The organism is Streptomyces sp. NPDC001443, from assembly GCF_053597355.1.
In genome coordinates, this window is sequence record NZ_JBSFIA010000025.1 from 69,712 (window position 1) to 88,428 (window position 18,717).

Genomic DNA, 18,717 nt, shown 5'->3' on the forward strand with positions numbered 1-18,717 from the left:
GGCTGCCCGGCGGCGACCGGACCGCGTGGCGGCGGCGGGTCCGTGGCGGGTCCGGACGGGCCTCCGGCGAAGGCCCGAGGGTGGTACGACCAAGGCCCGCGCCCCCGGGGGAGGGTACGGGCCTTTGCTGTCGTGAAGGACTTACCGGGTCTGCTGGGCCGGAACCCCGCGGGAGATCGGCTCGTCGTCGGCCGGGCTGCCGGCGGCGGCCACCGCGGCACCCGTGAGCGTGGCGAGCATCTCACGGACGTTCGTCAGCTGAGCGTTGATCGAGTCGCGGCGGTTGGTCAGCGCGGCCAGCTCACGCTCGGATTCCGAACGGATGCGGTCGGCCTTGGCGTTCGCGTCCGCCACGATGTCCTCGGCCTGGCGCTGGGCCGTCTCCACCGTCTGGCGGGCCCGGCGCTCGGCGTCCGTGCGCAGCTTCTCGGCCTCCAGGCGCAGCTGCTCGGCGCGGTGCTCGATCTCCGCCAGGCGCTTCTCGGCCTTCTGCTGACGCGTGGCCAGGTCGCGCTCGGACTGTTCGCGACGCTTGGCCAGGTTCGTCTCGAAGTCGGCGGCGGCCTGTGCGGCCTTGGCGCGGGTCTCCTCGAAGAGGGCGTCGGCCTCCTCACGCTTGGACTGCGCGTCCTTCTGGGCCTCGGCGCGCAGCTGCGAGGCGTCGCTCTTGGCCTTCTCGACGATCCGGACGCCCTCGTCCTCGGCCTTGGACTTGCGCTCGGCGGCGAACGACTCGGCGTCGTTGCGCACCTGCTGAGCGGCGGACTCGGCGAGCTCGCGGTGCTGCTCGGCCGCGCGGCGGGCCTCCTCGCGCAGGTCCTTGGCCTCCTCCTCGGCGAGGCGGAGGATCTTCTCGACACGCGCGCCGAGACCGGCGTACGACGGCTCGGCGTCGCTCACCTGAGCCTGGGCGTTCTGCGTCTCGAGGTGGAGCTCCTCGATGCGCTTCTCGAGAGCGGTGATACGGGCCAGAGCGCTGTCGCGGTCGGAGACGAGCTTCGAGATGCGTTCGTCCACCTGAGCGCGGTCGTACCCACGCCGCACAAGCTCGAAGCCGTAGGGGGAAGTGTCGCTCATGGGGTTCCTGTCGAATGAGACCGGTGAGGTGATAGGTGGAATCCTAGGGGCCTAAGCGGTGTGTCATCGAGCGGATACGTGTTTGATCTGGAGAATGACACCCCTTTTGGGTGGCTCACCGCAGGACAGCTTGCCAAAAACCCGGTCAAAGACCCCAGACCTTAACGGAACTCTCACGATCCGCTGAGGGTCTCTCAGACCTCACGGCCAACACCGTCGATTACGTCACATCGGGCCGACGGAACCGCCGACGCACCGTCACCGGACCATCACCGCACCGGCACCGGCACGAAAACGGTCGAGGCCCGCCCCGAAAGGCGGACCTCGACCGACCGTTCCAGCCCTCTGGCCCTCTGGCCCTGGGGCTCTCTAACTCTCCGAGGGCTTGCCGCCGGGACGGGGTACGCCCACGGTCGCGCCCGCCTTGACCGCCCCGTCCTTGCCGGCGCCCGGCGTCTCGAACGACTCCAGCGCCTCCAGCACGTCCTGGACCCGGGAGATCTCGGTGTTGATGTTCTCGCGGCGGCGGACCAGCACCTCCAACTCGCGCTTGCCCTCCTCGACGGTGGCGCGCGCCTCGCGGATCGCCTCCGCCTTGAGCTCCTCGGCCTCCCGCACCAGCGAGGCCTTCTTCTGCTCGGCCTCCTTCAGGAGCAGCTCCGCCTTCTTCACTGCGGCGATGCGCACCTTGCCCGCCTCGGAGCTGGCCTCCGACAGCAGTTCCTTGGCCTTCGACTGCGCCTTGCCGAGCTGTTCCTCGGAAGCCTTGATGAGGGCGTCGCAGCGGTCGCCGGTCGACTTCATCGTCTCCGACGCCTCGCGGCGGGCCCGCTCGTGCAGCTCCTCGATCTCGGACGTGATGCGGTCGCGCAGCTCCTGCGCGCGCTCGCGGATCGCCGTCGCGTCCCGGCGGGCGCCGACGAGCAGCTCGTCCGCGTCCGCACGGGCCTTCTCCACGAGCCCGTTGCCCTCGATCGTCGCCTCGGACACCAGCCGCTCGGCCTCGCTGCGGGCCGCGCCGACCATCGTGTCCGCCTGGGACTCGGCGTCCGCCGTCGCCTTCAGCGCCTGCTGCTGGGCCTCGGTGAGCAGCTTGTCGGCCTCGGCCGTGGTCTCCGTGATGAGCGTGTCGACCTGCTCGGCCGCCTCCGAACGCCGCTTGTTGGCTTCCTTGCGGGCCTCGTCCAGGGTGCGCTCGGTCTCCTCGCGGGCCTGGGACACCAGCCGCTCGGCCTCCGCGGCCGCGACGTTGCGCACCCGCTCGGCCTCGGCGCGCGTGCGCTCGGCGTGGCGCTGCGCGGAACCGACCGTCTCGGCGGCACCGGCACGCAGCCGCTCCGCGTCGCCCTTCGCGTCCCCGATCAGCTTCTCGGCCTTGGCGACCGCCTCGGCCCGGATCCGCTCGGTCTCCGCGGCCGTCTCCGACTGGAGACGTTCCGTCTCCGCCGTGACCTCGGTGACGAGGGTGTCCGCCTGCTCGGCCGCCTCCGAACGGATCCGGTTGGCGTCCTCCCGGGCCTCCGCCCGGGTGCGCGAGGCGTCCTGCTCGGCCTTCGCGGTCACCTCGGAGGCCTCGGTGCGCGCGTTCTGGGCGTGCGCCGCCGCGTCCGAACGCAGCCGCTCGGCCTCGGCGATCGCCTCCGCCATGGTGCGCTCGGCGAGCGCCTTGGCGGCCTCGGACTCCTCGTGCGCCTCGCGCCGCAGCCGGGCGGCGTCCTCGCCGGCCCGCTCCCGCTCGGCGTAGGCGTCGGTGCGGACCCGGTCCGCCTCCTCCTCGGCCTCCCGGCGGGTACGGTCCGCCGCGTGCTCGGCGGCGGAGCGCAGCCCCGTGATCTCCTCCTGCGCCTGCTCGTGCAGACCGGTGACGGAGTCGCGTACCTGCTGGGCGTGCTGCTCGGCGGCCGACACCAGTTCGCCGGCGCGCCGCTCGGCCTCCTCGACCAGACGCACGGCCTCGGTCTGCGCGTCCTCGACCCGCTTGCGCGCCGAGGCCAGCAGCTCCTCGCTCTGCTCGCGGGCCCGCTCGCGCTCCTGGTCGGCCTCCTGGCGGGCGGAGCCGAGGAGTTCCTCGGCCTCGCGGCGCCGGCGGGCGGCCTCCTCCTGGGCGGCGGCCAGCGTCTCCGACGCCTCCGTGGCCAGCCGCTCGGCGGCGGCCTGCGCCTCCGAGCGCACCCGGTCGGCGGTCTCCTGGGCCTCCGTCTTCAGCCGCTCGGCCTCGGCCGCGGCCTCCGAACGCAGTCGTACGGCGACGGTCTCGCCCTCGGCACGGGAGGCGGACGCGTCGGCGGCGGCCTCGTCGCGCAGCCGCTCGGCCTCCGCCTCGGCCTGCGCCTGGAGGGTGCGGATGCGCTCGGCGGACTCGCCGCGCAGCCGGTCGGTCTCCTCGCCGGCCTCACGGCGGATCCGTACGGCCTCCTCGCGGGCCTCGGTCAGCGCCTGCTCGGCCGACGCGATGCGCTCCTCGGCCTCGGTGTGCAGCCGGGCCAGCCCGTCGGCCGCCTCGGCCTGCCGGGCCGCTATGGCGCGCTCGGTGTCCTCGCGCAGTCCGGCCGCGGCCCGCTCGGCGTCGGCCTTGATGCCCTCGGCCTGCTCGGTGGCCTCGTCGCGGTGCTCCTCGGCCTCCTTGCGGGTGCGCTCCAGGGTCTCCTCGGCCTGCCGGCGCAGCGCGGTGGCGCGCTCGATGGCCTCGGTGCGGACCTTCTCGCTGTCCGCCGTGGCGCTCTGGCGCAGCTCGTCCGCGTCCGCCTTCGCCTTGGCGAGCAGTTCCTCGGCGGTCTTGGCCGCCTCCTCGATCTGCTGGACGGCCTCCCGCCGGGCCTCGGCGCGGATCTTCTCGCCCTCGCCGACTGCCTCGCCGCGCAGCTGCTCGGCCTCGCCGCGCAGCCGTCGGGCCTCCTCCTGGAGCTCGACGGTCTTGGCGCGGTACTCCTTGGTGTCGTCCTTCGCCGTGCCCTTGAGCTGCTCGGCGATGTCGTGCGCCTCGGCGCGCAGCCGGTCGGCCTCGGCCTCCGCCTCGGTGCGGATCCGCTCGGCCTCCTCGGTGGCGGCCCGGGTGGTGTTGCGCGCGTCCTCCTCCGCCCGGTTGAGGACGTCCTCGGCGGTGCGCGCGGCCTTGCCGAGCTGGGAGGCGGTCTCCTCGGCGGTGGCGCTGCGGGCCTTCTCGGCGGCCTCGGCGAGGACCTTCTCGGCCTCCGCGCGGGCGTCCGCGACGATCTGGTCGGCGCTCGACTTGGTGGCCTCGGCCTCCTTGGTGGCCTCGCTGACCAGCCGGGCGACCTGCTCCTTCGCGGTCCGGGTGCGCTGCTCGTTGGTGGACTCGGCCGTGGCGAGCGCCTTGGCGGCGGCCTCCTTGGCCTCGGCGAGCACCTTCTCGGCCTCGGCGCGGGCCTCGCGCAGCGCCGTGTCGGCCTCGGCGATCCGCTGCTCGGCGGCGCGGCTGAGCTCGGTGGCCTGGCGGCGGGCGGAGTCGGACTCGTTCGCCGTGGAGGTGCGCAGCGCCTCGGCGTGGTCGGTGGCCTCCTGGGCCTGGGTGGAGGCGGCGTTCAGCAGGCGCTCGGCGTCCGTGCGGGCACGTCGCAGGAGCTGGTCGGCCTCGGCGCGGGCCGCGTCCGCCTCCGCCTGGAGCCGTTGCCGGGTCTCCGCGGTGACCCGCTCGGCCTCCGCGCGGGCGGCGGCCAGGGCCTGGTCGACCTCGCCGCGGGAGTCGTCGAGGAGACGACGGGCCTGCGACTCGCTGCGGGCGCGCAACTGTTCCGCCCACGCCACGTTCTCGTTGACGTGCGACTCGACGGTCTGCCGGCGCTCCGCCAGTTCCTGGTCGAGCTGCTGACGCCGGGTGACGGCCTCCTGGTGCAGCTCGGCCTGGAGCCGGGCCGAGTGCTCGGCGTGCTCCTGGAGGAGACGCTGGGTCTGCGCCCGCGCCTGGCTGATCTCGCGCTCGGCCTCCTGGCGGAGCTGGTCCGCCTGCATCTGCGCGTTGCGCAGCATCTGCTCGGCCTGGTACCCGATGTCGCCGCCGTCGAAGGCGGGCCGGGACATGATGGTGCGACGCGCCTCGTGCAACTTGGCGCGCAGCACCTCGACCTGGTAGCCGAGGTCCTCGGCATGCTGGATCGCCTTTTCCCGCTCGGTCTTCAGCCGCTTCATCTCGGCTTCGAATCGAGAGAGGTGATCGACGTCAGCCGCCGGCTCTCGCTCCTGGCTCTCGTAGCCCCGCACTGCGCGGTCCCATCCGTCCCCTGGTCGCAAGCTTCTCCAACGAGCTCCGTCCATCCGCCGAACGGGGCCCCCGGGGAATGGTGTCAGATCAACGACGGAGCATGGGCTGCTGCCCCGACGCTCGTCCCCCGAAACCCGGACCCCGGAATGCGGTCGCCCTGGTGTGAGCGACGACCGCCCCCAACCCTACCGGCCCATATGTACGAGGGTCAGTGCTCAGGTGACTCAACCGCCGCCGAAGTGACCAGTTCTGTCAGTACACCGTGGCAATCCTTGGGGTGCAGGAAGGTGATTCGCGACCCCATGGAGCCGCGTCGTGGCTCCTCGTACAGGACGCGTACGCCCTTGTCCTTGATGTCGGCTGCGTCCGTGTCCACGTCCGCCGTACCGAAAGCGATGTGATGGACACCCTCGCCGTTCTTGTCGAGCCACTTCGCGACGGTGGAATCCGGACGGGTGGGCTCCAGGAGCTGGAGGTAAGAGGCGCCGCCGTCGGACGTATCGTTGATCTTGAGCATGGCCTCGCGCACGCCCTGTTCCTCGTTGACCTCGGAGTGGAACACCTCGAAGCCGTACGTCGCACGGTAGAACTCGACGGTCTTGTCGAGGTCGAAACAGGCGATCCCGATGTGGTCGATTCGCGTCAGCATGTTGTCAGTGCAGCGCGTCCGAAGTGGTTACGCAACGTGCGCGCGATCACACCGACAGCCGGATGACGGGTGGACTACCGCTCAGTACATTCGAGTAAACCCTCGTTCACTCCTCGGCTGTGCAAGCCGGTAAGGGGATCGCAGCTCATGTCTTCTGGAACGAACAGCTCGGTGATCGTCGCGGGGGCGCGTACGCCCATGGGACGCCTGCTGGGCTCGCTGAAGTCCTTCTCGGGCGCCGACCTCGGCGGCTTCGCGATCAAGGCCGCCCTCGACCGTGCGGGCATCGGCGGCGACCAGGTGCAGTACGTGATCATGGGGCAGGTGCTCCAGGCCGGGGCGGGGCAGATCCCGGCCCGTCAGGCCGCCGTCAAGGCCGGCATCCCGATGAACGTGCCGGCGCTGACGATCAACAAGGTGTGCCTGTCCGGCCTCGACGCGATCGCGCTGGCCGACCAGCTCATCCGCGCGGGCGAGTTCGACATCGTCGTGGCGGGCGGTCAGGAGTCCATGACCAACGCCCCCCACCTGCTGCCGAAGTCCCGCGAGGGCTTCAAGTACGGCGCGGTGGAGATGCTCGACGCGATGGCGTACGACGGTCTGACCGACGCCTTCGAGAACATCGCCATGGGCGAGTCCACCGAGAAGCACAACACCCGCCTGGGCATCGCCCGTCCGGAGCAGGACGAGATCGCCGCACTGTCCCACCAGCGCGCGGCCGCCGCCCAGAAGAACGGCGTCTTCGAGGCCGAGATCACCCCGGTCGAGATCCCGCAGCGCAAGGGCGAGCCGGTCGTCTTCAGCAAGGACGAGGGCATCCGCGGCGACACCACCGCCGAGTCCCTGGGCAAGCTGCGCCCGGCGTTCACCCGGGACGGCACGATCACCGCCGGTTCCTCCTCGCAGATCTCCGACGGCGCGGCGGCCGTGGTCGTGATGAGCAAGGCCAAGGCGCAGGAGCTCGGCCTGGAGTGGATCGCCGAGATCGGCGCCCACGGCAATGTGGCCGGCCCGGACAACTCCCTCCAGTCGCAGCCGTCGAACGCGATCCTGCACGCCCTGAAGAAGGAGGGCCTGGAGGTCTCCGACCTCGATCTGATCGAGATCAACGAGGCCTTCGCCGCCGTCGCGGTGCAGTCAATGAAGGACCTCGGGGTGTCCACGGAAAAGGTGAACGTCAACGGCGGTGCCATCGCCCTGGGCCACCCGATCGGCATGTCCGGCGCCCGGCTGGTGCTGCACCTGGCGCTGGAGCTGAAGCGGCGCGGCGGCGGGGTCGGCGCGGCCGCGCTGTGCGGTGGCGGCGGCCAGGGCGACGCCCTGATCGTGCGGGTGCCCAAGGCCTGAGTCCCGCTGTACGACCTCTCGCGAACGGAGCTGTGATGCAGGACGTCTCCTCTCTGGTGACCCAGGCCAGGGAAGGCCGGCCGCGGGCCGTGGCCCGGCTGATCTCCCTGGTGGAGGGGGCGTCCCCGCAGCTGCGGGAGGTCATGGCGGCACTCGCGCCGCTCACCGGCAACGCCTACGTCGTAGGGCTGACCGGCTCCCCGGGCGTCGGCAAGTCGACGTCCACCTCGGCGCTGGTGTCCGCGTACCGCAGGCAGGGCAAGAGGGTCGGTGTGCTGGCCGTCGACCCGTCCTCGCCGTTCTCCGGCGGGGCCCTGCTGGGCGACCGGGTGCGGATGTCGGACCACTCCTCCGACCCCGGCGTCTACATCCGCTCCATGGCGACCCGCGGCCACCTGGGCGGGCTCGCCTGGTCCGCGCCGCAGGCGATCCGGGTCCTGGACGCGGCCGGCTGCGACGTGGTCCTGGTGGAGACGGTCGGCGTCGGCCAGTCGGAGGTGGAGATCGCCTCCCAGGCGGACACCTCGGTGGTCCTGCTGGCCCCGGGGATGGGAGACGGCATCCAGGCCGCCAAGGCCGGGATCCTGGAGATCGGCGACGTCTACGTCGTCAACAAGGCGGACCGGGACGGCGCCGACGCCACCGCGCGCGAGCTGAACCACATGCTCGGCCTGGGCGAGTCCCGAAGCCCCGGCGACTGGCGCCCCCCGATCGTCAAGACGGTCGCCGCGCGGGGCGAGGGGATCGACGAGGTCGTCGAGGCCCTGGAGAAGCACCGGGCCTGGATGGAGGAGCGGGGCGTCCTGACCGAACGCCGCCGGGCCCGCGCCGCCCGCGAGGTCGAGACGATCGCCGTCACCGCGCTGCGCGAACGCATCGCCGACCTGCACGGCGACCGCCGCCTGAGCGCGCTCGCGGAGCGCATCGTGGCGGGCGAACTGGACCCGTACCGCGCGGCGGACGAACTGGTGGCGGGTCTGACCCGGAGCTGACGCGGCCGGTCGCGAGGTCCCGGGGCGGGTTCCTGCGCGGGGCCGTCGCCGGGTCGTGGTCACTCACTCGTGCCCGTCCGCCCGCCCGGCTGTTCGGCCCGCCGGGGAGACGGCGCCCTTGTGGGGCGCGCAGGCGGGCGTACGCCCGGTCCGGGCGTACGCCCGCCGCTCGCGCGGAGCGTGTCGTCAGGGGCGTCCGCGTTGCCCGCGAAGGTGCTGGGCGATGGGCTTGAGGGCCTTGTCGAGCTCCGCCAGGGCCTCGGGCGAGACGAGGTCGATGAAGTGACTCCGCACGGACGCCACATGGTGGGGCGCGACCTTCTGCATGGTCTCCAGGCCGTGCTCGGTGAGGACCGCGTACAGACCGCGACGGTCGGACTCGCAGTTCTCCCGGCGGACCAGGTCCGCGTTCTCCATGCGGGTGATCTGGTGGGAGAGCCGGCTCTTGGACTGGAGCGTGGCCGAGGCCAGGTCGCTCATCCGCATCCTGACGTCCTCCGACTCGGAGAGATTCACCAGGATCTCGTAGTCGTTCATTGTCAGGCCGAACGGCTGGAGGTCCTTTTCGAGCTGGTAACTCAACAGCCTGTTGACCTCCAGGTGGGTGCGCCAGGCGCACTGCTCCGCATCGGTCAGCCAGCGCGTGGCCGTTTCGGTCTCCATGAATGAAGTCTACCTAAAAGGTTGAAAGGCGAACTAGTGAGGGTGGTGTGACGGTGCGCACGCGTTCGATGTCACACTCCGCAGACTACCGCTCACAGCCCGAAGCGACGCTGGAGGTCTCCCAGCTGTCCGGGAAGGCGCGGTGCCCCGGACGGCTGCCCCTGACCACCGGGGACGCCGCCGCCCGGCACGCCCGCCGCGTGCGGAACGGCCCCCGTGGCCTGCTCGGCCATGAGGGTTTCGGTCGACTGGAGCAGCACCGTGCCGGCGCCCACGAACTCGAACTGATGCTCCTCTCCGGAGGCCCCGCCCAGGCCTGTCACTGCACGTAGACCGCCCATCACGCCGGTCATGTACGCGTGGTCGTAGTGATGGCACGGCGACGGGCAGTCGGCCCAGCCGACGAGCGCCTGCGGGTCCACCCGGATCGGAGGCTCCATGAACACCACCGGCCCGTTAGATGCGGCCACAAACTTGCCGGTTCCGATAAGGGTCAGAAAACCCGGCACGATCGACTGCTTGAGCGCGAGACTTGGCTGAAAAGCGAGCAGGTTGCCCGAGCGAATGGTCAGGTTGCCGTCTTCGAGGTCGTACGAATTCACATCGAAGGCCCGGTCGGCGAGCAGCATCTTGCCGGAGCCCTCCGCCACGACCCACTCGGCCGCGTGCAGAGGCGAATGAAACGACGTGCGGACAAGTCGGTCCAATCTGCCGTGCCCGACGCCGTTGAAGTCGATCGACCCGTAGTAGGCGATCATCTTCCCCTTCTGGAGGAACCACTGGCTCCCCTTGAGCTCCACGCAGAAGGTGTAGGCGTTGACGTTGTCGTCCACCGGCAGCGTCATCGGGTCGTGCACCACCGGGCCGCCCGCCGTCACGTACCCGCTCACAGCTTCTCCTCCGACGCCTGGACGTAGACCGTGCCGCTGCCGCTCAGCTCCAGCTGGAACGCCTCCCCGGAGCCGCGGCCCACCATGTCGCGCCAGCCGAGCGCCGTGGACAGTTTGTTGCGCACGTCGCCGTGATGGGCGACGTACGCCTGCGGGTCGACGTGCACCGGCCGCTGCGGGGTGATCGGGAGCTCGAAGACCCCGCCGTGGGCCATCACCGCCACCGCGCCGTGCCCCTTGAGGGTGGTCGTGAACAGCCCCTGGCCGGTGACCTGTCCGCGGACCATGCCCATGACGCCGCCCTGCGCGCCCATGAACATCGTGCCCTGCTGGAGCGTGCCCTCGAAGGCGAGCAGCCGGTCCGCCTCGACGTACAGCGTGTCGCCGGTGAGGTGCACGATCTGGACGTGGTGGCCGCCGTGCCCGAACAGGACCGTGCCGCTGCCCTCGACGGACATCAGCGGGGTGGCCTCGCCCGCGACCCGGCGCCCGATCATCGACATGATCCCGCCCTGGCCTCCCTGGAGGTTGGGGGTGAAGGACACCTCGCCCTTGTAGGCGAGCATCGCGCCGCGCTGACTGAACAGCCGCTGCCCCGGCACGACGGTCGCCTCGACCATCTTGGAGTTGATCTCGCGGAAGGCCATCTCAGAGATCCCCCGCCACCGTGTTGCGCTCGCTCGGCTGCACGTACACCAGTCCGTCCCCCTCGAAGCGGATCTGGAAGGCCTCGCCGCCGCCCTCCCCGAGGAACGTGCGGAACGTCACACCGGACTGGAAGGACTGCCGGACGTTCCCCTGGTGCGCGATGTACGCGCCCGGGTCGACGGTCAGCGGGTACTGCGGGCTGACCCGGAGCACCACCGCGGGTCCGTCCGAGGTGATCGCCGCCTGGCCGTGCCCCTCGACGGTCGTCGTGAACAGCCCGTTGCCCTGCGCGGCGCCGCGCAGTCCGGTGAACGTGGTGCCGGTGCGCAGCCCGGCGTCCGTCGCGAGCAGGTTGCTCGACTCCACGTACAGCGTGTCCCCCTGGAGGCGGACGAGGTTGATCTCGCTCGCGCGGTCCGCGAACCAGCACGTCCCCTGGCCTCTGACCTCCATCACCGTCATCTGTTCACCGGTGAGCCTGCGGGTCACCATCCCCCGCAGCCCCTCGCCGCCGCCACTGAGCTTCTTGAAGGCCATCTGCCCGTCGTACGCGACCATCGAGCCGTTCTTCGCCTTCACGGCATCCCCGGTCATGTCGACGGCGAGCACCTTGCTGCCCTGCATTCGGAACATCGCCACGCTGCGAAGGTAGCCGCCGCCCGGCCGCCCGGACAGATCCCCCGGGTGGAGAACGCCCCTGAATGCCCCCCTAGGGGGAAGTGCGGCCCCCCTCCCGGACGGCGCCTGCCCGTTTGTCACAATGGGCGGACGCTTGTGCGCGCGTTCACAAACCGTGACGCCCTCATCTCCCACCGAAGGTGCCCCGTGGACCTCAAAACCGCCACCGCCCTCCGCCGCCTCCGCCTGGTATCGGCCCCCGAAGCCGTCTCCTTCCTGCTGCTGCTCGTCTGCTCGGTGCTCAAGCGGACCACCGACTTCAACGCGGTGCCCGTGATGGGAGCGGTCCACGGCGTCCTGTTCATCCTCTACGTGCTCTTCTGGGCGGACGCCTGGAACCGCGCCAAGTGGCCGCTGGGCACCGCCGCGCTTTACTTCGTCCTGTCGGTCCTGCCGACCGGCGGCTTCTTCGCCGAGCGCAGGCTGCGCCGCGAGGCCGAGGACGCGGTGATCGCCTCCCGGGCCCGCAAGGAAGGAGTGGTGGGCGCATGATCGTCGCGTTTTCCGTCACCCCGCTCGGGGTCGGCGAGGAGGTCGGGGAGTACGTCGCCGACGCCGTCCGGGTGGTCCGGGAGTCCGGACTGCCCCACCGCACCGACGCCATGTTCACCTCGATCGAAGGCGAGTGGGACGAGGTGATGGACGTCGTCCGGCGCGCGGTCGCGGCCGTCGAGGCGCGGGCACCGCGGGTGTCCCTGGTCCTCAAGGCGGACATCCGGCCCGGTGTGACGGACGGGCTGACCTCGAAGGTGGAGACGGTGGAGCGCCACCTCTCCGCTTAGCACGCGAGACGCGACACGCGGCACGCGACACGGAACACGGACACGGAAAAGCCCCGGCCCCCGACGGCCGGGGCTTTTCCGTGCCCGTGGCACGCAAGGAGTTTCACGGACCCTCGGCGGTCCTCGCCGACACCGCCTTTCGGGTACGGGATTGCGCCGTCCGTGCTCCAAACGCGGTAAAAGAGGTGAGTGAACCTGGCGAGTCGGAAATACGGACCATAGCTTCGACTCATGAAAAGAAAGCACATCGGATACCTCGGGTGCGCCGCACTGGTGATCGCGTCGGGACTGGCCGGTATTCCCACGGCCGGTGCCGCTTCGTCGGTCCATGTGGTGCGCCCGGGGGAATCGATCCAGAAGGCGGTGGACGTCGCGAGGTCGGGTGACGTCATCTACATCAGGCCCGGCACCTATCGCGAGAGCGTCCGCATCACGAAGTCCCACCTCCTCCTGCGTGGTTCGGGCGCGCTGACCGTGCTGAAGCCGGCGTCGAACAAGAAGAGGGCGGCCAACGGCTGCGCGGCCGCCGGCAACGGCATCTGTGTGGAGGGCACCGCCGCCAGGCCGGTCGTCGACACCCGCATCCGGGGCCTGGTGCTGTCCGGCTTCAAGAAGAACGGTCTGTGGGCCTCGGGCACCGACAGGCTGTCCGTACGCCATGTGACCTCCGAGAAGAACGGCACCTGGGGCTTCGCCGAGGAGCTCTCGGTCCGCAGCCTGTTCGCGCACAACGTCGCGAGGAAGAACGGCGAGTCGGGTCTTTTCCTCTCCAACACGGTCCGCGCCGAGGCGGGCGCCATCAACACGCGCGGCACCGTCGTCCGCAACAACCGGCTGACCGGCAACCGCATCGGCATCACGGTCCGGAGGCTGCGCAACGTCACGGTCAAGAACAACGACATGGACCGCAACTGCGCCGGCATGTTCGTGGTCGGCGACGAGAACAAGCCGCGCACCGGCAACATCCTCGTACGCAGGAACTATGTCCACGACAACAACGCGTACTGCCCGAAGACCGCCCGACTGCCTTTCATCCAGGGCGCCGGAATCGTCCTCACCGGAATCGAGAGGTCGGTCGTCGAGCGCAATGAGATCCACCACAACGTGGGGAAGTCCCCGTTCTCCGGCGGAGTGGTCCTCTTCAAGAGTGTCGTGGGCGCACCGAACCAGAACAACATCATCCGGCGCAACGTGCTGACCCGTAATTCGCCGGCCGACCTGGTCAACCGGGACACCGGAAAGGGAAACAAGTTCACCCACAACAGGTGCCGGCGCTCACTGCCCGCCGGAATGTGCTGACCGGACCATTCGTGTCCTTGCCGCATCAGGCGAACCAAGCGAACCAAGCGAATCGAGACGGTACATGACCACTGTGAGTCCCGCCCCCGCGCAGGCTCCGCCCGCCCCGGCCGCGGCCCCGCAGCAGCCCGCCCCGGCCATGCGGCTGAGGGAACTCGTCTTCGGCGCCGCCTGCGCCGCGGCCGTGCGGGCGGCGGCCAAGCTCGGCGTCGCCGACGCCCTCGGCGAGGAGCCGGCCGGCGCGGAGCAGCTCGCGGCCCGGCTCGGCACCGAGCCACGGCCCCTGCTGCGCCTGCTGCGCGCCCTGACCTGCTACGGCGTCTTCGCGCAGAACGAGGACGGACGGTTCGTCCACACCGGCATGTCCCGGCTGCTGCGCGAGGACGACCCGCACAGCCTCCGGTACATCGCCCTGTGGTGCACCGAGCCCTGGACCTGGGACGCCTGGCCGCTGCTCGACGAGGCGGTGCGCTCGGGCGGCAGCGTCTTCCACGAGCTCTACGGAAAGGGGTTCTTCGACTACCTGCACGAGGACGCGCAGGACTCCGCGCACGTCTTCAACCAGGCCATGACGACCTCCAGCGAGCAGTCGGCGCGGGACGTCGCGGAACTTCTCGACCTCACCGGCGTGACGACGGTCGCCGACATCGGCGGCGGCCAGGGGCACGTGCTGGCCAGCCTGCTGGAGAAGCACCCGGACGTGCGCGGCACCCTGCTCGATCTGCCGCGGGTGGTGGAGAAGGCGGACGCCCGGCTGCGGGTGGGCGGCGCGCTCGCCGAACGGGCCCGGATCGTCGGCGGGGACTGCCGTGAGGACATCCCGGTCGAGGCCGACCTGTACATCATCAAGAACATCCTGGAATGGGACGACGACAGCACCCGCAGGACGCTGCGCAACGTGATGGCGAAGGCTCGCCCCGGGACCCGGGTCGTCATCATCGAGAACCTCGTCGACGACACCCCGTCGATGAAGTTCACCACCTCCATGGACCTGCTGCTGCTCCTCAACGTCGGGGGAGCCAAGCACACCAAGGAGAGCCTGGTCGCCCGCATGACGGAGGCCGGGCTGACCGTCGCCGAGATCCAGCCGGTCAACGCCTATCTGCACGCGTTCGAGTGCGTCGTACCCGCCTGATCCCGACGTGACAAGGGTCCGCCCCCGGCATCGACCGGGGGCGGACCCTTGTCACGCCGGAAGCGTCAGGAGCGTGGGACGCGTCCGGCGCGCCGGACGGGCCGGGAGCCACGGACGTGTCACGGGCGCCCGTCGCGCTCCCAGCGGTAGAACTCGTGGGCCATCGCGTCCTTCGGGCCGCGCCAGGTCGCCGGGTCGTACGCGCTCACGTACGCGGTGAGCCGCTCGCTGATCTCCTGGAAGGCCGGGTGGCCGGCCACCTTCGCGATCGCGGGGCCCAGCGGGCGCTCGCCCTGCACGAGGTGCATGTACACGTCGTCGAACTGGAACAGGGTGCGGCGGGTGACGCCGACGAGGTGCGGCAGTTCGCCGTCGTCGGACTCCGCGAACACCTTCGCGATGTCCGGGGCCGAGCCCGGCGCCATCCGGGCCACGATCAGTGTCTGGTGCATGAAAGGGCGTCCTTTCGGGGGCGGCAAGCCGGGCGGACCGTCCGAACGGACGGTCCGCGGGCCGACAGGTGGGGGAGGGGCCGGTCAGTCGTGGGTGACGGAGGCGGGCGTGCGCAGCCGGGCGCGCTGCTCGACCTTGTCCCGGATGAGCCGGAGCTGGACGACCGAGTTGCGGTTGATGTTCTCGGTCATCCAGGCGTCGTCCACGGGCGCGTCGGGCTTCATCTCGAAGTCCTGCGTCCAGTGCATCCGGACGCCGGCCGGGGTCTCCTCGTACACCCACTTGATGTCCATGTAGGCGAACGGGCCGGTCTCCACCCGGCGGGCCTTGACCGTGAGCCGCTCGCGGTCGGGCTCACGCTCCGACACCCAGCTCCAGACCTTGCCGTTGTCGTCCGGGTGCATGGTGAGGCGGAAGGTGGTCTTTCCGTTCTCCTGGGACAGGACCTCGACGGAGGCGTACTCGCTGAACAGCTCCGTCCAGTTCTCCAGGTCGTTGGTCATGTCCCAGACGAGGTCCAGGGGAGCGGCGATGGTGATCTCGTTCTCGGTGTGTCCTGCCATGTCAGGCTCCTGCCACTACGTTGCTGTTCACGAGGTCGAGGAATTCGCGCGGGGTCCTGCAGCGCTCCGCGTCGGGCGGCAGCACCATGGCGTGGTTGTTCTCCAGCTCGCCGACGATGCCCAGCAGGCCGAGCGAGTCCAGTCCGAACTCGTCGAAGCCGGCGTCGAGCCGGAGCTCCAGCTCGTCGGCGACCACGGTGACGCCGGCCGCCTTCTTCATCAGCGCGGCCAGTTCCCGTGCGGTCAGTTCGTTGTCCGTCTTGTTCATCTGTCTCTCCTTCTCCTCAGAGGGCATGGGCGCCGTGCCGCAGCACGAGGGCCGCGTTGGAGCCCATGAGTCCCCGGCTGACGACCAGGGCGGTGCGCAGCGGTGCGGGACGGGCCCGCCCGGTCACCAGATCGAGGTCGTGGCAGGGGTCGTAGACGTTCGGCGTGGGCGGTACCAGGCCGTGTTCCATGGCGAGCACCGCCGCCGCCACGTCCAGCACCGGCGCCCCGCAGTACGCCCGGCCGATCCCGGTCTTGGGCGCCGTCACCGGCACCCGCCGGCCGTGCGCGCCCAGGGCGTCGGCGATCGCCAGCGCCTCGGCACGGTCGGCCTCCGGCGTCCCGAACGCGTCCGCGAACACGACGTCGACCTCTTCGGGGGCGCACCGGGCCTCGTCGAGCGCGACCCGGATCGCCCGGGCCAGCCCCTCCCGGGACCGCTCCCAGTGGGACGCGCCGGTGAAGGTCGCCCCGTGCCCGGCGATGAACGCCCGGACGGTGGCCTCCCGCTCCCGTGCCGCCCCCTCGTCCTCGACCACGATCATGGCGCCGCCCTCGGCGGGCACGAACCCGCAGGCGGCGGCGGTGAAGGGCCGGTAGGCGTGGGTCGGGTCGTCGCTGGTGCTGAGGTCGTCGTAGCCGAGCTGGCAGACCATCGAGTACGGCGCCAGCGGGGCCTCGGCGGCCCCGGCCACGACCACGCCGGTGCCCCGGCGGACCGCGCGGGCCGCGTGCGCCAGCGCGTCCAGGCCGCCGGCCTCGTCGCTGGCCACCACGCCGCAGGGTCCCTTGAACCCGCCGCGGATGGACACCTGGCCGGTGCTCGCCGCGTAGAACCAGGCGATGGACTGGTACGGACCCACGAACCGGGGGCCCTGGCCCCACAGCCGCTGGAGCTCCCGCTGGCCGAACTCGCCGCCGCCGGAGCCCGCGGCCGTGACCACGCCGACCGCGAACGGGTCCCGGTCGGTGTCGGCACGGCCCAGCCGGGCGTCCGCCAGGGCCTGGTCGGCCGCGGCCATCGCGAAGTGGGTGAACCGGTCGGTCTGGACGAGGAACCGCTCCTCGACCAGTTCCGAGGGATCGAATCCGCGGACCTCGCCCGCGATCCGCAGGGGCAGGTGCTCGCACCCCTCGCGGGTCACCCGGTCCAGGACGCCGACGCCCTCCTGGGTGGACTTCCAGAAGGTCTCGGTGCTCAGCCCGTTGGGGGCGACGACGCCTATACCGGTGACGGCGGCGCGCCGGGCTCGCTGTGACGTCATCGGGTCCTCCCGTCGGGCCGGGTGAGAATCACCGCGGACTGGAAGCCGCCGAAGCCGCTGCCGACGGACAGCACGTTGCGCAGCTTGGCCTGGCGGGCGGTGCGCGGCACGTAGTCGAGGTCGCACTCGGGGTCCGGGGTCGTGTAGTTCGCCGTCGGCGGCACGACCTGGTGGACCAGGGCCAGCACACAGGCCAGCACCTCGATCGCCCCGATGGCACCCAGCGAGTGGCCCACCATCGACTTGATCGAACTCATCGGCGTCCGGTAGGCGTGATCGCCCAGCGACCGCTTCACCGCGGCCGTCTCGTGCCGGTCGTTCTGCTGCGTACCGGAACCGTGGGCGTTGACGTAGTCGATGCCCGAGCCGTCCAGCCGGGCGTGGGCGAGCGCGTCGTCGATGGCGCGCGCCATCTCCAGGCCCTCCCGGGTGAGACCGGTCATGTGGTAGGCGTTGCCGAAGGTGGCGTAGCCGCCGATCTCGCAGTACACGCGGGCCCCGCGGGCGCGGGCGTGTTCGAGTTCCTCCAGGACGAGGACGGCTCCGCCCTCACCCATGACGAACCCGTTGCGGTCCTTGTCGAACGGCCGGGACGCGTGCTCGGGGTCGTCGTTGTTCGGAGAGGTCGCCTTGATGGCGTCGAAGCACGCCATCGTGATCGGGGAGATCGGCGAGTCCGAGGCGCCGGCTATGCAGACGTCGACCCGGCCCTCCTGCACGGCGTGGAAGGCGTAGCCGATCGCGTCGAGACCGGAGGTGCAGCCCGTGGAGACGGTCTGCACCGGGCCGTGCGCCCCGAACTGCTCGGCGACCTCGGAGGCGAGGGCGCTCGGGGAGAAGGCGCGGTGCAGATGAGGAGCCGCCCGGCGGTGGTCGACGTCCCAGCGCCGGCCCTTCTCGCTGACCGCCACGTAGTCGTTCTCGAGGCGCGTGGTGCCACCCACGGCGGTGCCCAGGGACACCCCCATGCGCCAGGGATCCTCCTTCTCCGGGTCGAGTCCCGCGTCGCTGACCGCCTCCCGGGCGGCCACCATGGCGAACTGGACATAGCGGTCGGCACGCTCCGTCGTCGCCGCGTCGATTCCGTGGGCGGCCGGGTCGAAGTCGACCTCGGCCGCGATACGCGAACGCAGCCCCGCCGGGTCGAAGAGCGTGATGCCCCTCGTCGCGGTGCGGCCGTTCGCCAGGAGGTCCCAGAACGCCGGTACGCCCACACCGCCCGGGGCCACGATGCCGACGCCGGTGACCGCCACGCGCCGGGTCACGACACCGCCTCGACTCGCTCGGGTGTCAGGTGCATGCAGGCTCCTTCCGTCTCCTCGGTCACCTCGGTGTCGACGTGGCCGAGCTTGGGGCGCGGCGCCAGCGGGCCCAGGTGGAAGACCATCCGGGCCTCCACGCTGCCCACGTTGCGGAAGCGGTGGCGCATGTTGATCGGGATCAGCAGGCCCTGATCGGCCCGGATCGGGAAGGTCTCACCGTCCAGGTCGACCTCGAGGTCGCCGCTCACGACGTAGACGAACTCCTCGGAGTACGGGTGGTAGTGCTCGCCGATGCGGTCACCCGGCTGGATGATGGCGAGGCCCATGAAGCCGGACTTGGCGCCGACCGCGGTGGGCGTGAGCATCGCGCGCAGGTCACCTCCGCGCCGGGTGTTGGGCTCGGTCTCGCTCAGGTCCACGATGCGTGGGCGGGGCGTGGTCATGTGTTTCCTCCGGTTGGTGGGTGCAGCGGGCCCGTCGGTCGGTGCCGACGGAGCCTGCGTGTCCGGCCGCTGACCGGGCCGGACC

The 18,717-nt window shown here is 71.1% G+C and carries 19 protein-coding genes; 6 read left to right on the top strand and 13 right to left on the bottom strand.

Annotated elements, in window-relative coordinates; translation table 11 throughout:
* Positions 1-141: 141 nt before the first annotated feature.
* From ACWC24_RS24810 to mce, 3 genes are all read right to left on the bottom strand, one after another.
* Positions 142-1,077, bottom strand: coding sequence for a cellulose-binding protein (locus ACWC24_RS24810; RefSeq protein ID WP_450665054.1), 936 nt, complete (start codon positions 1,075-1,077; stop codon positions 142-144).
* A gap of 369 nt (positions 1,078-1,446) precedes the next feature.
* A complete protein-coding gene (gene scy / locus ACWC24_RS24815) occupies positions 1,447-5,295 on the bottom strand; it encodes a polarized growth protein Scy (RefSeq protein WP_450665055.1) in 3,849 nt (1,282 codons plus the stop codon).
* A 209-nt stretch (positions 5,296-5,504) separates the two neighbouring features.
* The gene (gene mce, locus ACWC24_RS24820) at positions 5,505-5,945 is read right to left on the bottom strand and encodes a methylmalonyl-CoA epimerase (protein WP_152890879.1); all 441 of its coding nucleotides are present in this window, start codon (positions 5,943-5,945) and stop codon (positions 5,505-5,507) included.
* Positions 5,946-6,092: 147 nt separating this feature from the next.
* Between mce and ACWC24_RS24825 the strand changes: the two genes are divergently transcribed.
* Entirely contained in the window at positions 6,093-7,292 is a 1,200-nt protein-coding gene (locus ACWC24_RS24825; RefSeq protein WP_450665056.1) for an acetyl-CoA C-acetyltransferase, read from the top strand.
* A gap of 35 nt (positions 7,293-7,327) precedes the next feature.
* Entirely contained in the window at positions 7,328-8,284 is a 957-nt protein-coding gene (gene meaB / locus ACWC24_RS24830) for a methylmalonyl Co-A mutase-associated GTPase MeaB (protein WP_450665057.1), read from the top strand.
* 186 nt (positions 8,285-8,470) lie between these two features.
* Here meaB and ACWC24_RS24835 read toward each other — a convergent pair whose 3' ends face one another.
* The 4 genes from ACWC24_RS24835 to ACWC24_RS24850 all read right to left on the bottom strand — a co-directional run bounded on the left by ACWC24_RS24835 (position 8,471) and on the right by ACWC24_RS24850 (position 11,118).
* Positions 8,471-8,947 carry a MarR family winged helix-turn-helix transcriptional regulator gene (locus ACWC24_RS24835; RefSeq protein ID WP_152890872.1) on the bottom strand — a complete coding sequence of 159 codons (477 nt, stop codon included), beginning with the start codon at positions 8,945-8,947 and terminating at the stop codon, positions 8,471-8,473.
* A 92-nt stretch (positions 8,948-9,039) separates the two neighbouring features.
* Positions 9,040-9,792: an AIM24 family protein gene (locus ACWC24_RS24840; protein WP_450665106.1), complete on the bottom strand. Its 753-nt coding sequence runs from the start codon at positions 9,790-9,792 to the stop codon at positions 9,040-9,042.
* Positions 9,793-9,833: 41 nt separating this feature from the next.
* Positions 9,834-10,484, bottom strand: coding sequence for an AIM24 family protein (locus ACWC24_RS24845; protein WP_450665058.1), 651 nt, complete (start codon positions 10,482-10,484; stop codon positions 9,834-9,836).
* A 1-nt stretch (position 10,485) separates the two neighbouring features.
* Positions 10,486-11,118 carry an AIM24 family protein gene (locus ACWC24_RS24850; RefSeq protein WP_450665107.1) on the bottom strand — a complete coding sequence of 211 codons (633 nt, stop codon included), beginning with the start codon at positions 11,116-11,118 and terminating at the stop codon, positions 10,486-10,488.
* Positions 11,119-11,310: 192 nt separating this feature from the next.
* Between ACWC24_RS24850 and ACWC24_RS24855 the strand changes: the two genes are divergently transcribed.
* The 4 genes from ACWC24_RS24855 to ACWC24_RS24870 all read left to right on the top strand — a co-directional run bounded on the left by ACWC24_RS24855 (position 11,311) and on the right by ACWC24_RS24870 (position 14,379).
* Entirely contained in the window at positions 11,311-11,655 is a 345-nt protein-coding gene (locus ACWC24_RS24855; protein ID WP_450665059.1) for a DUF3817 domain-containing protein, read from the top strand.
* The gene (locus tag ACWC24_RS24860; protein WP_450665060.1) at positions 11,652-11,945 is read left to right on the top strand and encodes an MTH1187 family thiamine-binding protein; all 294 of its coding nucleotides are present in this window, start codon (positions 11,652-11,654) and stop codon (positions 11,943-11,945) included. The genes ACWC24_RS24855 and ACWC24_RS24860 overlap by 4 nt, the downstream gene beginning before the upstream one ends.
* Positions 11,946-12,176: 231 nt before the next feature.
* The gene (locus tag ACWC24_RS24865) at positions 12,177-13,244 is read left to right on the top strand and encodes a right-handed parallel beta-helix repeat-containing protein (protein WP_450665061.1); all 1,068 of its coding nucleotides are present in this window, start codon (positions 12,177-12,179) and stop codon (positions 13,242-13,244) included.
* A 64-nt stretch (positions 13,245-13,308) separates the two neighbouring features.
* Positions 13,309-14,379: a methyltransferase gene (locus tag ACWC24_RS24870; protein WP_450665062.1), complete on the top strand. Its 1,071-nt coding sequence runs from the start codon at positions 13,309-13,311 to the stop codon at positions 14,377-14,379.
* Between the two features lie 119 nt (positions 14,380-14,498).
* On the opposite strand, the gene ACWC24_RS24875 is transcribed toward ACWC24_RS24870, so the two are convergent.
* The 6 genes from ACWC24_RS24875 to ACWC24_RS24900 form a co-directional block, all read right to left on the bottom strand.
* Complete coding sequence (locus ACWC24_RS24875; RefSeq protein WP_450665063.1) at positions 14,499-14,831, bottom strand: TcmI family type II polyketide cyclase; 333 nt, start codon at positions 14,829-14,831, stop codon at positions 14,499-14,501.
* An 84-nt stretch (positions 14,832-14,915) separates the two neighbouring features.
* Entirely contained in the window at positions 14,916-15,395 is a 480-nt protein-coding gene (locus ACWC24_RS24880; RefSeq protein ID WP_450665064.1) for an SRPBCC family protein, read from the bottom strand.
* A gap of 1 nt (position 15,396) precedes the next feature.
* The gene (locus ACWC24_RS24885; protein WP_450665065.1) at positions 15,397-15,663 is read right to left on the bottom strand and encodes an acyl carrier protein; all 267 of its coding nucleotides are present in this window, start codon (positions 15,661-15,663) and stop codon (positions 15,397-15,399) included.
* A 16-nt stretch (positions 15,664-15,679) separates the two neighbouring features.
* Entirely contained in the window at positions 15,680-16,927 is a 1,248-nt protein-coding gene (locus tag ACWC24_RS24890) for a ketosynthase chain-length factor (RefSeq protein ID WP_450665066.1), read from the bottom strand.
* Complete coding sequence (locus tag ACWC24_RS24895) at positions 16,924-18,192, bottom strand: beta-ketoacyl-[acyl-carrier-protein] synthase family protein (protein WP_450665067.1); 1,269 nt, start codon at positions 18,190-18,192, stop codon at positions 16,924-16,926. The genes ACWC24_RS24890 and ACWC24_RS24895 overlap by 4 nt, the downstream gene beginning before the upstream one ends.
* Positions 18,189-18,632, bottom strand: a complete 444-nt coding sequence (locus ACWC24_RS24900; protein ID WP_450665068.1) for a cupin domain-containing protein — start codon at positions 18,630-18,632, stop codon at positions 18,189-18,191. Before ACWC24_RS24900 ends, ACWC24_RS24895 begins: the two co-directional genes overlap by 4 nt.
* Between the last annotated feature and the right edge of the window lie 85 nt (positions 18,633-18,717).